This window comes from Kineothrix sp. IPX-CK (genome assembly GCF_039134705.1).
Classification (GTDB): domain Bacteria; phylum Bacillota; class Clostridia; order Lachnospirales; family Lachnospiraceae; genus Kineothrix; species Kineothrix sedimenti.
Map to the genome: position 1 here is coordinate 3,459,884 of NZ_CP146256.1, position 15,351 is coordinate 3,475,234.

A 15,351-nucleotide genomic window follows, 5' to 3' on the forward strand; every position below is an offset into this window, starting at 1 on the left:
AGCACACTGATTTGCATATGTACAGTCTTTTTTGAAGTTTTTTGATTTTAAATCTTTATATGTATGTCCTCTCCATGGGATATTTTCGCAATTATTATTATGATATTTTTGACAGCTGACTGCTTCAATCAAAAATTAGGAAATAAGACTCAGCATATTATTGAAAATTTCAATATGCCGCTCTTCATCAAGGATAATGCGCTCCAAAATACTTTTAATGTTGGCGTCTCGGATTACACTTGTCTGACTTCTGTATTTCCGGATGGCCGCTTCCTCTCCCTTGATAGAGTTTACAATAATACTGCGTATTTCCCGCGGGTACTGGTTGAATGCGGGTGTCCAATAGGCTTTTCTCCGGTTTTGCACACTCCATAGGCGCGGATCGGCTCCCATCTTAAATGCGAGATCCGCAAAAATATTCAAATGGTGCATTTCCACAATACTGATTTCATGAAAGCATTTGGCGAAATTAACATAAAGCGGATCGAGTATGACGCTGTTATAAAAATACAGACTCACAGCAGTCATTTCCGAATTGCTGCTGCCTACGTTGCTTAGCATGGCTAGAGCATATTGGGGATTCTGACTTTCAGGTTGAATTTCAGGATATGGTAGGTTTACAGAAATATTACAGGTAAAATTATTACTCATGACCATCCTTATTAGAAAAATATATATTGACCATTACTATATGTATATGAAATGTATGTGGAAAAAGAACATTTATGTAATAACATGAACAAGTTCCGGAATCCGTCCGCATGAATAGTATAATATTGAGATAATCCTCATATTTTGACTCCTAAATTTCGTAACGGACGGCACAACACAATTATTGTTGTTTCATCATAACCTCTCATACTCTAACGAAGGGCGGCGCAAGGGTATTCCCAATGCGACGCCTTTTTTATATGCAATTATTCAATATCCCACATAACTTAGTACAACCCATTCATATAATATTATTATCTAATCTCACAAGGAGTAACAATATGGATTTAAACACGGGTGGTTCTCCCGATAACCAAATTAACCGCAGTCAGGACTCCGTTCCCTATGTAACTAACTTAAGGCAGGAGGCACTTAATAATACACATTTTTTTGCTTCAAGATGGACTAGCAAAAATATGCAATACGCACATATGTCCATACCGGTGGCCACAGAAACCGGGTTGGATGTTCATTATAATTCAGAACAGTTTTTTTACATCGAGCAAGGTGAAGCATTGGCAATCATGGGCTTCTGTCAAGAGTGCCTTGATATTCAGACACACATATATAAAGGTCATGCAATAATTGTTCCTGCCGGCATATGGCATAATGTAGTTAACATCAGCAATTTAGACCTAAAGATGTATACCATCTATGCTCCCGCTTTTCATAACTACAACACTGTGTACAACACTCAAGAGGAGTGGTTCGGCCACTACGAATATTAATATATTTCTGTATGGAAAGAAAACCTTATTTTTACCATGTTTTTTCGTTTCTTTCAACAACAGATATATGATACAAGTTTCCAAATCTCTCCATAAGAATAGTATATTATTGTAATCCTCATATTTAACTCCAAAATTCAACAATAAATGTCACAATGGTATAAATGTTGTTTCATTATAACTTTTTATATATTTAAATAAGGCGGCGCCAGAGATATTCCCGGGCGCCGCTTGCTTGTGTGCAGGGGAGAGAAAGTACCGGGTATATGATATAATGCCTAAAGATATCAATATCCTACATAACTTAGCACAACCGGCTCATATAATACTATATCTAATCTCTCAAGGAGTGACAATATGGATATATATACCGGCGGTTTCCCCAGCAGCTCAAACAGCATCAATCAGGGACCTAATCCGTTTGTAACAAATCTAAGACAAGATGTTATGATCAATACCAACTTTTTTACTGCCCGTTGGACTGGCCGATATATGCAGTTGGGGCTTATGACGATTCCGGTTAATAGCGAAGTCGGATTAGATATGCTTATAAACTCAGATCAGTTTTATTACATTGAACAGGGTACTGCTTTGGTTGTTATGGGCATGAGTCGGGAATCCCTTAATTTTCGCACGCAAGCTCAAAGCGGGTTTTCTATATTTGTTCCGTCCGGAACCTGGCACAATATCCTTAATATCGGGAATAATAACTTAAAAATGTTTCTGACCATTGCGCCTCCCTTTCTTCCATACAATACTAACTTTGAAAGGTCTGAAGATTGGGTACCCGCCAAATATCATTGATGCTTCCTAAATATCATAATTCTTATCCACTTTTTAAACAAAAACAGCGGCTCCCGAAAACCTCGGAAACCGCTATTCTACTGCATTTACTAAAGAGCGCGAGACGGGACTCGAACCCGCGACCCCGACCTTGGCAAGGTCGTGCTCCACCAGCTGAGCCACTCGCGCATTACTGCCCATCAACGACGGGCAAATAATAATATACTATAAGTTTATTTCTTTGTCAATTAATTTTTCTTATCTATCTTTCGGCCTTTCTCATTTATCTCCGGCACTTCATCATTCAGCCGCATCCGCCGGCTGTTCCGTCAACTGCTCTTCTCCGGCATCACCGGCAGCGTCACCTTCAACTGCTGCCCCGTCGCCTTCACTCACTGTCGCTTCATCCCCGGAAACATCACTCTGCTCCACCCTGTCTCTGTATTTTACTCTATAGATTCTCTTAAGAGATTCATTAATGCGTTCCTCCGCAATTACTCCGTCCTTCACCGCTGCGAGAACTCCATCATATGCTGCCTGAAAATCCTCGGGCATAAGAATCATATCCGCACCCGCCTTGATCGCCATAACTGCCGCTTCATCGGAACTATAATATTCCGTTATCGCCGCCATATTCATAGCGTCCGTTATAACGATTCTATTATACCCCAGTTCCCCGCGAAGAATATCCGTTATTACTTTATCCGACAAGGAGCATGGCGTATTATCACCCACCAGACCGGGGGCCGACACATGACTTACCATAACAAAATGCGCTCCCGATTCAATTCCGGACTGAAAGGGAACGAAATCAGACGCCTTCATGTCCTCCAGGCTCTTTTCAACAGAAGCCATTCCGTCGTGAGTATCCTCCGCCGTTCCTCCGATTCCGGGGAAATGCTTCAGGCAAGAGCTTACTCCCGTATCCTGAAGGCCGCCTACCATAGCCGCTACCATACCACCTACAGCCGTAGGATCGCTGCCGAAGGATCGATTGCCGATTACCGAGCTCTCCGCATCTGTTACCACATCCGCCACAGGCGCAAAATCTACGTTGAATCCCAGCTCATAAAGATAAGATGCAATCGTGGAACCCGAATTATATGCTTCCATCGTATCGCCCGAAGCTCCAACAGTTGCCATATCCGAAACTTTCGAAACTTCAATCTTACTCTCGGCAACCCGGCTTACCGAACCGCCTTCTTCATCCACAGCAAGAAATAGAGGATATTTACTCATACTGGACGTATTCGACAGCATCTCCGTCAACTGATCCTTATCCTTAATATTCTGACTGAAATATATAAGTCCGCCCACCGCATACTGATTCAGGGCATCCTTCGTTCCATCGCCGGCTTTAATCGCCTGACTCACACCGGTAAGCGCTTCCGGAGTTATCATGAACAAACCTGCCACCTTATCCTCCAAAGGCATCTCCGCGATGCAGGTCTCCACCATTTCCTCCAGCCAGTCTACCTCTTCCGCCGGCTCTTCGCTAACCGTCTCGGGCGGCTCCACCGCTACTTCCTCCTGATTGGAAATCTCCTCAAGCTGTGCCGCCAGCTCCTCCGCCTGCTTTTTCTCCGACACATTCTTAGTAAGAGTACGAATCCCGATAGCTGTTCCCGTAATCACCGCAGCAAAAAAGATTACCACGCAAACATAAGATATCACCTGATTGCGGATTCTTCTCTTTCTCCTATATTCTCTTCTTTCATCGAAATCATTACTATTGTCTCTCATATTCCACTCCAACTTGATGTATATAGCCTATCATAACCCATTTGTCCGGATTTTTCCATAATTTTTTCATTTTCGACAAAAACAAAACTTAGAAGAGGATACCGATCATCAAGATCAATACCCTCTCCTAAACTATGCTATACAATGGCCTATACCTCCAATTTTTCATTTTTTATCTTTCGTACTCTTTCCATTTTTCTTTCGTACTACCGTACTGTAACGGTTGATAAGTCTTTATCGAAGATAACTCCAATAACTTTATCCTATGTCCTGCGTTACCTTTTCTTATGTACTCGACTACTTTTTCTTGTGTAAATTATTTCTTTTGTACCTTAAAATCAATGTTTTCGGTGGTCTATACCTCGCTTTCTTTTGTATTTTATCTGTATTAATTTCTTTTGTTATGTTTACATTATATGATACAAGTCCACATTTGTCAACACATTTAATCAAAATATTTTATATTTTTTCATTATATTTCCTTTTATGGTAAATTGTTACATTTTTATCATTATTTTCTATGAATTGGCAATTATTATCTCTCTTTTGCATCATTTATCCTCAATAACCCTCCCAAAATTCGCCATTTTATCTCACTCTCACATTCTTCCCTTGCAGCCTCCTTCATATCGAGTATAATATATAATATAAATATAATTCAAAATCCTTCAAAGGAGGAAAACACCATCTATAACCCTTTTTTAATAGAAGGCATTCTTACGCCGAATGCTTCTGTCAACAAATTACTTATTGCCAAGATGCCCGACTGTTCCGTAACCCAGAACCTTTCCGGCAAAAGCGCACAGGATATTTTTTCTACCGATTTACTGATAAAAGAAATCAAAAGTTCTGCGGAGAAATTACAAATAGATATCTCAACACTTGAGGAGAAATCCCTCCCGCTCTACCTGGAGACCTGTCTGGAGAGCGAAAGTCCTACAGTTTCCTCGGAGGCTCACAGGATCCTTAAACTCTTCGGCGAGCGGCTGGCCGTCATTCTTCTTTGCTTAAAGGAAGGCTCTGCCGAAAACAGAAAAGTTCGCGGTGACTGGACCGACGAGCACTGGAATTACTGGAGCAGCTTACAGCAAATCATTCTGGTCGGAGGATTAGCGAGCCCACCCTTAGGAGAACAATTAAAGCATTATATGGAAGAAGTCTTTGCCAGTTCCAATAAGATCCCCTACCGCATCGTTCTCGGCAAGGATTCCACCTATGCGGGACTTCGAGGCTGTGCGGCGTATCTGGAAAAAAGTCCTCAGTTCCAGGTCAACCTCATATTCGACTACGGACAGAGTTTTATCAAACGCTGTTACGTTACTATGGAAAATGAGCAGATCAAAGACATCATTGTTCTGGAAAAGACCTTGTCGCAGCATGTGGAATGGGATATTAAAGACCCTTCTATAGAGGAAAAAGAAGCGCTTCTTTTAAACAATCATTTTCTAGAAACCATTGCGAAAACTATCCGGGAAGTGGAGGCGCTGGGACTGACCATCCATCCTCACATCATCCTGAGCATCGCCAATTACGTAAAGGACGGAGTCATCGCCAACCGGGGCGGCTACGGTAAACTGCGCCTGATCGCTTCGAATTATGCGGATTATCTTTCCGGTTATCTGAAGGAGGCATATAACAAAGATTATTATTTTACGATGGTACACGATGGCACGGCAATGGCTGCGGGATATTCCAATCATCCCATGTCCGTCTGCCTTTCCCTCGGCACTGCTTTCGGCGTGGGCTATCCCAATTCGTAATTGACCAAACAAGGAGGTAAACATATGACACACAAACAGGCTGCCTTTGCATCGGCAGCGGAAAGTATCATTAAAAATTTAGCAAAGAGGAACATGGATGGTTATTTTTTTGAAGATTCTGCTTCCTGTATAGAGGCAATCATTTCCTCTATTCCTGAGCACAGCGTGATTTCCTGGGGTGGAAGTGAAACAATAAAAGAAGCCGGCCTCGTAGACAGAATCGGAAAAGAAAATTATTCTCTGCTGGACAGAGACGCCGTTCCCGATGAGGAAAAACGCAAGCTATATGCACAGACGATGCTCGCCGATTATTATCTGATGAGCACTAATGCCATCACCCTTCAAGGAGAACTGATCAACATCGATGGCCGCGGTAACCGTGTTTCATTTTTAATTTACGGACCCGAAAATGTAATCGTGTTAGCCGGCATGAACAAGCTTGTTACAGACGTGCCGGACGGATTCAGGCGTACCCGTAATATTGCTGCTCCGGCCAATGCAAAGCGCCTCGATAAAAAGACGCCCTGCAACGTGACCGGACATTGTGGAGACTGCTTTTCAGACGACTGCATGTGCAATCAGATCGTCGTCACCCGCCGCAGCGGCATAAAAGGCCGCATCAAAGTGTATCTTATCGCAGAAGAACTGGGTTATTAACCCAGTTCTTCTATTTTAATTGATATTAAATTAATGGGTATTTTTCTGTCAATTTCTGAACGATTATCCTCGCCTCCGGTATCTTCTCTTCTCCGCCCTTGATTACCAGTGCAATTGCCTCCGCGATTTGGTCCATATCCTCCGTATTCATGCCACGGGAAGTTACCGCCGGGGTTCCAAGACGGACACCGCTTGTTACGAAGGGAGATTTAGGATCGTTGGGAATCGTATTCTTATTGGCCGTGATATGTGCCTCATCCAACCATTTCTCTACCGCTTTGCCGGTCAGGTCGAAGTTCGTAAGGTCAACCAGCATGAGATGGTTGTCCGTTCCGCCGGATACGATCTTGATACCTCTTTTTAAGAGTCCGCCGCAAAGCGCCTGCGCGTTGTCCACTACAGCCTGCTGATATTTCTTAAAATCCTCCGAAAGAGCTTCTTTAAAGCATACCGCTTTTGCCGCGATAACGTGCATAAGGGGACCGCCCTGAATTCCCGGGAATATCGCCTTATTGAAATTATATTTGTCGGCAGCCTCCTGATTGCAAAGAATCAAGCCGCCTCTGGGACCACGAAGTGTCTTATGAGTCGTAGTCGTCACTACATCAGCATATGGAATCGGATCGGGATGAAGCCCTGCCGCTACAAGTCCTGCGATATGAGCCATATCCACCATGAGCACTGCGCCAACCTCGTCTGCCACTTCTCTGAATTTCTTAAAATCGATGGCTCTCGCATATGCCGAAGCCCCTGCAATAATCATCTTTGGCTTCGTTTCCAAAGCAATCTCTCTCAATTTATCATAATCGATAAAGCCTTCGTCATTAACTCCGTAAGGAACGATATTGAAATATTTACCGGAAATATTGACCGGGCTTCCATGTGTCAAATGTCCGCCGTGAGCGAGGTTCATTCCCATGATGGTATCGCCCGGCTCGCAGATCGCGAACTGAACCGCAAGATTCGCCTGGGCGCCCGAATGAGGCTGTACGTTCGCATAGTCACATCCGAACAATTCCTTGGCTCTTTCGATTGCAAGATTCTCTACCACGTCCACACAATCGCAGCCGCCATAATATCTCTTCCCCGGATACCCTTCCGCGTATTTGTTCGTAAGCGGGCTTCCCATAGCTGCCATGACCGCTTCGCTTACCCAGTTTTCCGATGCGATCAGCTCAATATGGGAATTCTGTCTGTTCTGCTCGTCCACGATCGCCTGCGCGATTTCAGGATCGATTTTCTTTACTTCATCCAATGAATACATATCCTATTCCTCCGTCCTCTTTAATCCGCTAAAGTTCATCTTGAAGTATAACATAGTTTTTTCAGAATGAAAACTATTTAAAAAAGAATATCACATCATAGAAATCATACTCTGAAACCTATTAATTCACGACAAACTTTTACACTTTACATACTCAGGTACATATAGTAATACTATAAGAAATGCCAAGGAGTAAACACATGGATAACAATATTGGAGAATCCACTGACAGTCAAAGCGCTCTCGGGCAAGTCGCAATCCCCTATGTGACCGATCTGCGACAGGAGATCATAAATAACACTCTTTTCTATACCACAAAATGGACCAGCAGAAATATGCAATTTGCCCTTATATCCGTACCCCCTAATTCCGAAACCGGATTAGATGTACATTATTACTCAGATCAATTTTTCTACGTTGAGAGGGGTGATGCTTTGGTCATCATACGTTCCTGCTATGATTGCCCTAACATTCAGTCACAGGTACACGATGGTTACGGGATAATCGTTCCAGCCGGTATGTGGCATAATATTATAAACATTGGCGGCTCAGACTTAAAAATGTTCAGCATCTTTGCTCCGTCTTTACATTCCTACAATACTGTTTTCAGAACAACGCAGGAATGGTTTGATTACTATGAATATGATTAATTTTTTCCCATTCCCGGTTGGCGCTTTTCTTTTCTAAGGAAATGAACAAGTTTCCAAATCCGTCCGATAGAATAGTATAGCATTGAGATAACTCTCATAATTGATTCCTAAATCTAGTAACTGCAAGCACAACGTAATTATTATTGTTTCATCTATAACCTCTATAGAAAAGGCGGCGCATGAAATGTTCCTGCATTGCGCTGCTTTTCATATGGGTGGGTAAAAAAATCCCCTTCGGGAGTGGGCGCAGGAATCTAATTCTTATCTCAATTTATGTTTCTTATGTTTCCATCGCATTTCGTGTTCCTATATGCCAAAGAGCCGGTAGAGTTTGCTCTCTATCGGCTCTTTGGTTCTAGTTTATTCACATGGAAATTATGTTATGGCCTATTCAGCCATAGGATATGTAAAACTGAAATCAATTCTGGAAGGCGTCGTGAAAGTAGGAAAGTAAATTCTAAGAGTACCATCCGCTGAAAGCTCTGCAGGATAATTTCCGTCCACCGCAGTCAAGCACATGTAATGAAGACTTGGCGGCTTTGGCAATCCACTGCAAACTATATCAGTATGCGATAATGCTTCAGTAGGAGTCACCTCCATGCTAACAGTACAAAAACCATTCTTCACACGATATCCAACACTTCCATGTGCATTGAATTTAGGCCCTTTTATAGCTAATCCATACGTATGCAAAAATTTACTATTTATCTCGATTATACTCTGAGTGTTCTCTGTTATCTTATCGTCCAGTACTTTTCCCATTATTGCATCAAGGGCTTTCCCTTCTACTGTTTCCTGCAAATTTGCGACAAGTTCAGGCATATCACCTTTCTGGCCTTGTTCTCCAGTATCACCTTTATCTCCCTTATCGCCTTTGGAACCCTGCGCGCCGGTTGCACCTACCGGTCCCTGAATACCCTGCGGACCTCTGTCACCGGTTTCTCCTTTAGGTCCGATTAATCCCTGTGCACCGCTCACTCCTACGGGGCCCTGCGGACCTGCCGGTCCCTGCGCTTTTACTCCGGTATCTTCATTATCTACATACCAATTTCCATTTGCCCCAATAAAAGGAGCGTATACACTGCTTAAAGTTTCCATTATTTTTTCCTCCTGAATAATTTCTCCACATGTGTTAACCATAGTATAGAACATATGTTCGATTAATGCAATAGTAAAAACTCACAAAATAATAAAGGTAGAATGAAAATTTAACTTCCAGTTGGCAAGAGTTAATTCTACCCCTGTAGACATTACCCCCGCACTACTTTTTCTGTATAATAAAATTATTCAGTAAATTTATACCATTTATACTGTACGATACTTATGTTTCGTCGAATATATAAATCAACGTAACTTTAGCTATTATCATTCCTTAAATATTTTTATCACCAGCAAGTTCCTGTATAATTGTTCAGGTAAATGATATATAATCTTTTTATAGAAGAAAGGAAAAACATTATGTTTAATAAAAATGATATACCTGAAGGAGTATGCATCGGTATCAGCTTAGGCCTGATATTCGGATTGCTATTTAACAATTTGGCACTCGGACTTTTGTTTGGCACCTCATTAGGCTTACTCGGTGATCGAATAAAATCACGAAAGAAATAATATTTTACCTGATTTCCAACCTCTTATGATCCATCGTTAACTTTCAGCTTTGGCGGATAGCCTGTCCGCAAATATCACGTTAATTTTTAAACCAGTGCCACACCCTTACGGCAGACAGCAGAATATAAGGACTGTCTGCCGTAAAGGGAACTATTCCTCCACGCCAATGTCTGTCAGGTAAGTCCAAAGTACCGAAGCAGCCCTAAGTAAATACCATAAGCAAATCCGTATTGGTTATTACGCAACTTTTCCGCATCCGAGGGATTGCCTAAATATCCCAGTTCAACAAGATTTGCCGGCATATTCGTATTTCTTAAAACATATAAGGAGGGGTTTTCCCTGATTCCATTATTTCTCGTTCCGGTTACCTGAGTTACTCCATACATGATCTGCTCTGCCAGCCATTGAGACTGAGTGCCGTATTGATAAATGTACACTTCTGTCCCGTTGTAGGCCGGATTGGGATTATAATTGGCGTGAATGCTGATAAAATAGTCTGCGGGCCACGCATTGGCCAAGCGGACTCTCTCTGCCAGGCTAGTGGTATTATCTGTCCCCAATACAGTATTCGGTTCCGGTCTGGACACCCGTGCCTCGAACCTCGGATCATTGTTCAGCAGGCTCTGCAAATACAGCCCCACCTGATAATTTATTTCCGATTCGGTTAAGCCATTTGCTTCCGCACCGCTGTTAAAATATCCGCTGGGGTTATGTCCCTGATCAATAAATATTCTAATAGCCATATCAGCATTTCCTTTCCTTATTAGCTATTATAAATATATTCCAGTTTCTACTGATTGCTACATTTCCCGGTATTTTTTATAATTCCGGGAAGACTCTCTCGATTAAATCTTCTATTTTCATATTCAATAATCCAATCACAGGCGACTCGCCCGATCATAATCCATTCGGTGTCATTCCAACGATATGTGCATATATTAATTTAACTACTAATCTATGGTCTTATCATGCAATATGTTTATCGAAAGTCTTTCGAAGATACTATGTATTATGGCGATATACCTGTACTGTCTTACAAAATATATTATCCATGCATTGTATCCAACTCAGCATCTGTAAAAAATATAAATAATTTCTTTTACTACGAAGCAAAAAACAGTGAGGATTATTGTCGTATAGTACTATACCAAATGGCCCAGGAAAATGCCCAGAATACCGAAGGGTTTCCTTTCAATAACTATGAATTTATAGTTGATTTCACAGTAACATATAATAAGTGCTGTATTATCAGTCTTTATATGGACACTTACACTTATACCGGCGGTGCACACGGCAACACGATACGCAGATCAAATACATGGAATCTCAGAACCGGGATTTTAATGCAGCTTGGTGATGTATATCCCCTCACACCAAATTCATTACTTAATCTTCAGGAAAGTATTCAAAAACAAATATCAGAAAGACTCCATGAAAACCCGGGCATATACTTTGATAATTACAGATTTCTATTAAGAGATTATTTTAATGCAAGTAATTTCTATTTACATCCCTCGTATGGTACTATTTATTATCAGCAGTATGATATTGCTCCATATTCAACTGGTATACCGGAATTTAGTTTTCCCACATGTAATGTTTGTTGAACGTCTTAGTTTTTCTAAGACGTTTATTATTTTGGCATGCCGATCTTTCGTACACGCTTACATGATCTACCTCTGATTAAGGACAATCCGTTAATTAAGGAATATTTAAAATTAATATGCGTGTTTATCGGCAGAATCGACATTTTTGTATACTTTGTGTAACTTTCGGAACAAATATATTCCTACCAATAATAACGAAAAGGCGGCATAAACAGCCGCCTTCTTTATGTTTTTGTATATATGTCTTTCCAAATAATATCAACAACCCCTTCCATAAGCCGATATACTGAGCTATCCCCCGCGCTGCACCTACTTAATATATCATTCTTCCACTTCGAAAAATCCTCTGGATTGATTGTTTTGCATTCCTTTTCCGCCGCTAATACATACTTTACTAATTCTTCGCACACTTCCTCTTTAGTCATCCGTAACGCCCTCCTTAAATAAAATCGAACACATGTTTGTTAAATCTCATTATAGAGCATAGAAATAGTTTTATCAACCACTTTATTCCCTAAAATAGAAATATCAAACTTTGATTGTTAATTAAATCTCAGGCGCCTTTATAGATTAATTATAGCAATTACAGTAATCTTTTCATTGGTAATAAATGGAAATTAGTTTCTGATTTAGGGCGAAACCTCTTATTTTTATGCATAAGTAACAAAACCAACTACCGGAGCGGTTGACTTTCTTACCTGAACGGTAAAAATGTAAGGATTTTGCGAGAAATTTTTGTAAGGGTAGGGGTGCGGCAGATGCTCGAGCGCGCATAAAAGAAAAGCGCCCTTCCGTAGATGAGCGCCCTCTCCTATCTTATAAGAAGAATTATATATGAATCTCTTGTTCAGTTGTTATTATTCCCGTTTTTATTGTACTTAATCAGGAGGATTGGCAATAGAAAAGGCGGCTGTGGGGCCACCCTTTTAGTTTTGCTTTTTCTTATTCTCTTCTTTGATATCAATTAGCTTGTTGACATTTATGGTCGGTAGCATTAATGGATTTACGTTTGCATTTGCAGTATAATTTGTAACAATTGCTCTTATGTAGGGATATAATATTGCTACTGCATTCCGTTTGTATCTTTCAATGTTTTCATCTTCGACATTCATGCTAAACACCCCGAAAACCCTAAGCGACATTTCGAACGGAAGATTAAGATTTTCAGCATCCCGAAAAATAACCAAATTTAAAATAACAATCATTTCGGTTTTGTCTTCATTAATTTCAAAATCGGGAGCAATTTCAAAATCGACTTTAACCTCTTCTCCATTAAATTCTACGTTGTTTTTGAATTCTAAATAGTCAACAACGTAGTTTTGGAAAGTCAGCGAACTTTTTATATTCTTCTCCATATTATGCCACATCTTGTCCTTCTAAATCAAAATCATTATAGTCGCCGTAATAGTTCAAATCATAACCGTTGTAAATACTAATGTAGCCTAACGGTTTTCCTGCCATTCCGCTCGATAAGCATCTAAAGTAATCGGACATATGGGATGGCTTTATCTCGCTTATCCCGCAATTATCAAGCATATCATCAAATTCTTTTATTGTCATCTTGTCGAGAATATCTTTCATCTTCTTTTTCTCTAATTCTAAATTCATAATATTCTCCTCCTTATTTATATTTGTATGCGTGGGTTGTTTTGTAATTTATTGCCCTTGCATTCCCTACACCTCTAGTATTACCAAATTTAATGATGTTATAATCGTTTAAAGTTTTAATATATTGCTCCGGGACGTTTTCGTTATTAAATTTAACTATCCTTTTTATTATATCGGAATTTTTAATACAAACTTGATATTCCGAGAATGAATTAAATCTGGTCTTTCTTTTGGATCTCGTACTGATATTAAACATGGCCTCGACAGCATCATATCTCTTCCCATACCCCATGCGTGTAAAAAGAATGTTAATAACAACACCGTCTACTATTTCTTTATTCTTATACTTCTCAGAATATTCTTGTTTTTCCTGCAGTAAGTCGAGTAGATTCATGTAATTTGCATGCGCAATAGGATCATATAGCGAATAAACGCGATCTGGATTCAAGTTAATATCAGCCTTTAATATCATATAATGGTCGTAAATTAATTCTATCTTTTTCGTATTGTTATTCTTGAATCCTTCAGTATACTTTATTACAATCCACCTAAATGCATAAAAATCGTTCCGAAAGAAATATTGCCCATCGCCCAACCATTGGTCATCGCCCCTGCTCGGCCTCATCTTTTGTTCAATCAGTATTTTTTTCCCAAATTCTACGCTTGTCCCATGATACACTGTGAAATCACCCTAATACAATTCTTTTGTTTAATACAATTATATCCGATTTTTCTTGATATTCATATGCCAATAATAGATAATAGTATATTATAATTTTTGAATATTTTCAACAGTTTTTATCATATTATGTTGCTAATCTTTTAAAAATTCGTCTATTGACACTTATACTGCAAAATAATACTGATTGCTTATTATCATCATTCTTCATTCAATAATACCGCGTATACTATTTATTAAATCTTATTTCACCCTCCTCATACTGCTATTATAGAACATATGTTCCCATAATGCAATAAACAATTTAACGAACAAAAAGCCCCAAACCATGAAAATTCACAGCCCAGGGCCTTTTCTTACTCTTCTATATTATATTGCTTTAATAAGGAAATAATCCCCATACCTTCCAGTCTCCTGATAAAGCTCTCGGCATTGCGCTTGCTCTTATACGCCCCGAGCTGCACCACCCACAACTTCCCGTCCGGCGCAAGCTCATCTTCTACCGCATCAAACCGTGTTAAATCATATTTTTCTATGTAATCATTGATTAGGGATTCCGCGTAGGTAAGTGATGTTGCATAGCCTAAATCCTGAAGGTATTGACATACAAGTACATATTCCTCACAGCCGATAATAGGCCCATAGCGCAGCGTTTTGCCACTGTCCGTACTTCTTTCTGCTATGTAGGTATTGTGGTCTAAAATCGACTCTTCCCAGCTTCCATAGGCACGCCATTCGGTGTTGTCAACGGTATAATAAGTACCGTCTGCTTTCTGCTCCGTAGCGGCTTTGATATAGGTTTTACCCGTCCATCCGTTTTTCTTAATCCCGAACAGCGCATTTGCATTTCTCGCAAGTTCCGAAGTTCCTCTTGCAGATTCTTTGATTGCCTGAGCCACTACAACCGAGGGCAACATGATCTTACGGTCAATCCAATCTTGCCGCGCAATTTCACCCACGTACTCAACAAATTCTTCAAAAGCCATATCGTGGTTTTCTTCCACCGGCTCTGGCGTAACAGCATAATCGTAGATGCCATTAAAGATAGCCTGCGCTATGGTGTCAGCTCCGCCGATGCTATTATATAAGGAAACATCCTGCTCATTATCGCAAAAGCATACCTCTATCAGCATAGCCTTTGCTTTGGTATTTTTGATTACATAAAGTCCGCTGCCGGCTTTCACTCCGCGGTTCTTAAAGCCATAGGAAGCGATATTACCGCATACGTCAAGCGCATCCTGATATTGCTTGCCCTCATAAGTATAGACTTCCACGCCTTGTCCTGCGCGGGATGGGGAAGCGTTAAAGTGGATGCTGATAAACCAATCCAAGTCCGTCCTATTCGCCAGTGCCACGGCTGCAGCAAGGTACTCCGATTGCGTATTGGCTGTGTCAATGGTGCAATCTACCACACTCGCCCCCGCAGCGCGTAATTTCTCCATAAGGGCATGACCGACAAGCCTTGTATGCTCCGATTCTTTTATAAGGCCTACAGCGCCATATCCGGCGCCGCTTATGGTATGCCCGCAATTTACTCCTATTGTCATACC

General features: G+C 40.7%; 16 protein-coding genes and 1 tRNA gene. 6 read left to right on the plus strand and 11 right to left on the minus strand.

The genetic code is table 11. The features are described from left to right. Positions 1-135 precede the first annotated feature (135 nt). Positions 136-651 (minus strand): ferritin-like domain-containing protein, encoded by a 516-nt coding sequence (locus V6984_RS16550; RefSeq protein ID WP_425324215.1) that lies wholly within the window; start codon positions 649-651, stop codon positions 136-138. A 341-nt stretch (positions 652-992) separates the two neighbouring features. Here V6984_RS16550 and V6984_RS16555 point away from each other — a divergent pair, with 341 nt between their 5' ends. Beyond that, positions 993-1,439 (plus strand): cupin domain-containing protein, encoded by a 447-nt coding sequence (locus V6984_RS16555; RefSeq protein WP_342756709.1) that lies wholly within the window; start codon positions 993-995, stop codon positions 1,437-1,439. A gap of 357 nt (positions 1,440-1,796) precedes the next feature. Further along, entirely contained in the window at positions 1,797-2,243 is a 447-nt protein-coding gene (locus tag V6984_RS16560; RefSeq protein ID WP_342756710.1) for a cupin domain-containing protein, read from the plus strand. Positions 2,244-2,338: 95 nt separating this feature from the next. Here the strand turns inward: V6984_RS16560 and V6984_RS16565 are convergent. Continuing rightward, positions 2,339-2,411: transfer RNA gene (locus tag V6984_RS16565), tRNA-Gly, on the minus strand. 111 nt (positions 2,412-2,522) lie between these two features. Beyond that, positions 2,523-3,965, minus strand: coding sequence for a glycoside hydrolase family 3 protein (locus tag V6984_RS16570; RefSeq protein ID WP_342756711.1), 1,443 nt, complete (start codon positions 3,963-3,965; stop codon positions 2,523-2,525). Between the two features lie 758 nt (positions 3,966-4,723). On the opposite strand from V6984_RS16570, the gene V6984_RS16575 reads away from it, so the two are divergent. Both V6984_RS16575 and V6984_RS16580 read left to right on the plus strand, forming a co-directional pair. Continuing rightward, positions 4,724-5,725, plus strand: coding sequence for a hypothetical protein (locus V6984_RS16575; protein WP_342756712.1), 1,002 nt, complete (start codon positions 4,724-4,726; stop codon positions 5,723-5,725). Between the two features lie 24 nt (positions 5,726-5,749). Continuing rightward, on the plus strand, positions 5,750-6,382 hold the full coding sequence (locus tag V6984_RS16580; protein ID WP_342756713.1) for a lactate utilization protein: 633 nt from the start codon (positions 5,750-5,752) through the stop codon (positions 6,380-6,382). A 25-nt stretch (positions 6,383-6,407) separates the two neighbouring features. On the opposite strand, the gene glyA is transcribed toward V6984_RS16580, so the two are convergent. Further along, positions 6,408-7,646 carry a serine hydroxymethyltransferase gene (glyA, locus tag V6984_RS16585; protein ID WP_342756714.1) on the minus strand — a complete coding sequence of 413 codons (1,239 nt, stop codon included), beginning with the start codon at positions 7,644-7,646 and terminating at the stop codon, positions 6,408-6,410. Positions 7,647-7,846: 200 nt separating this feature from the next. On the opposite strand from glyA, the gene V6984_RS16590 reads away from it, so the two are divergent. Continuing rightward, positions 7,847-8,296 carry a cupin domain-containing protein gene (locus V6984_RS16590; RefSeq protein WP_342756715.1) on the plus strand — a complete coding sequence of 150 codons (450 nt, stop codon included), beginning with the start codon at positions 7,847-7,849 and terminating at the stop codon, positions 8,294-8,296. A 387-nt stretch (positions 8,297-8,683) separates the two neighbouring features. Here V6984_RS16590 and V6984_RS16595 read toward each other — a convergent pair whose 3' ends face one another. After that, positions 8,684-9,394, minus strand: coding sequence for a hypothetical protein (locus V6984_RS16595; protein WP_342756716.1), 711 nt, complete (start codon positions 9,392-9,394; stop codon positions 8,684-8,686). 686 nt (positions 9,395-10,080) lie between these two features. Beyond that, positions 10,081-10,650 carry an N-acetylmuramoyl-L-alanine amidase gene (locus V6984_RS16600; RefSeq protein WP_342756717.1) on the minus strand — a complete coding sequence of 190 codons (570 nt, stop codon included), beginning with the start codon at positions 10,648-10,650 and terminating at the stop codon, positions 10,081-10,083. Between the two features lie 261 nt (positions 10,651-10,911). On the opposite strand from V6984_RS16600, the gene V6984_RS16605 reads away from it, so the two are divergent. Next, positions 10,912-11,514, plus strand: coding sequence for a DUF3298 and DUF4163 domain-containing protein (locus V6984_RS16605; RefSeq protein ID WP_342756718.1), 603 nt, complete (start codon positions 10,912-10,914; stop codon positions 11,512-11,514). A gap of 224 nt (positions 11,515-11,738) precedes the next feature. Here the strand turns inward: V6984_RS16605 and V6984_RS16610 are convergent, their stop codons facing one another. The 5 genes from V6984_RS16610 to V6984_RS16630 all read right to left on the minus strand — a co-directional run bounded on the left by V6984_RS16610 (position 11,739) and on the right by V6984_RS16630 (position 15,348). Further along, complete coding sequence (locus V6984_RS16610) at positions 11,739-11,939, minus strand: hypothetical protein (RefSeq protein WP_342756719.1); 201 nt, start codon at positions 11,937-11,939, stop codon at positions 11,739-11,741. 501 nt (positions 11,940-12,440) lie between these two features. After that, positions 12,441-12,869 carry a protein-export chaperone SecB gene (locus V6984_RS16615; RefSeq protein ID WP_342756720.1) on the minus strand — a complete coding sequence of 143 codons (429 nt, stop codon included), beginning with the start codon at positions 12,867-12,869 and terminating at the stop codon, positions 12,441-12,443. 1 nt (position 12,870) lies between these two features. Beyond that, entirely contained in the window at positions 12,871-13,122 is a 252-nt protein-coding gene (locus tag V6984_RS16620; protein WP_342756721.1) for a hypothetical protein, read from the minus strand. 13 nt (positions 13,123-13,135) lie between these two features. Further along, the gene (locus tag V6984_RS16625; RefSeq protein ID WP_342756722.1) at positions 13,136-13,801 is read right to left on the minus strand and encodes a hypothetical protein; all 666 of its coding nucleotides are present in this window, start codon (positions 13,799-13,801) and stop codon (positions 13,136-13,138) included. 356 nt (positions 13,802-14,157) lie between these two features. Continuing rightward, positions 14,158-15,348 (minus strand): N-acetylmuramoyl-L-alanine amidase, encoded by a 1,191-nt coding sequence (locus V6984_RS16630; protein WP_342756723.1) that lies wholly within the window; start codon positions 15,346-15,348, stop codon positions 14,158-14,160. Between the last annotated feature and the right edge of the window lie 3 nt (positions 15,349-15,351).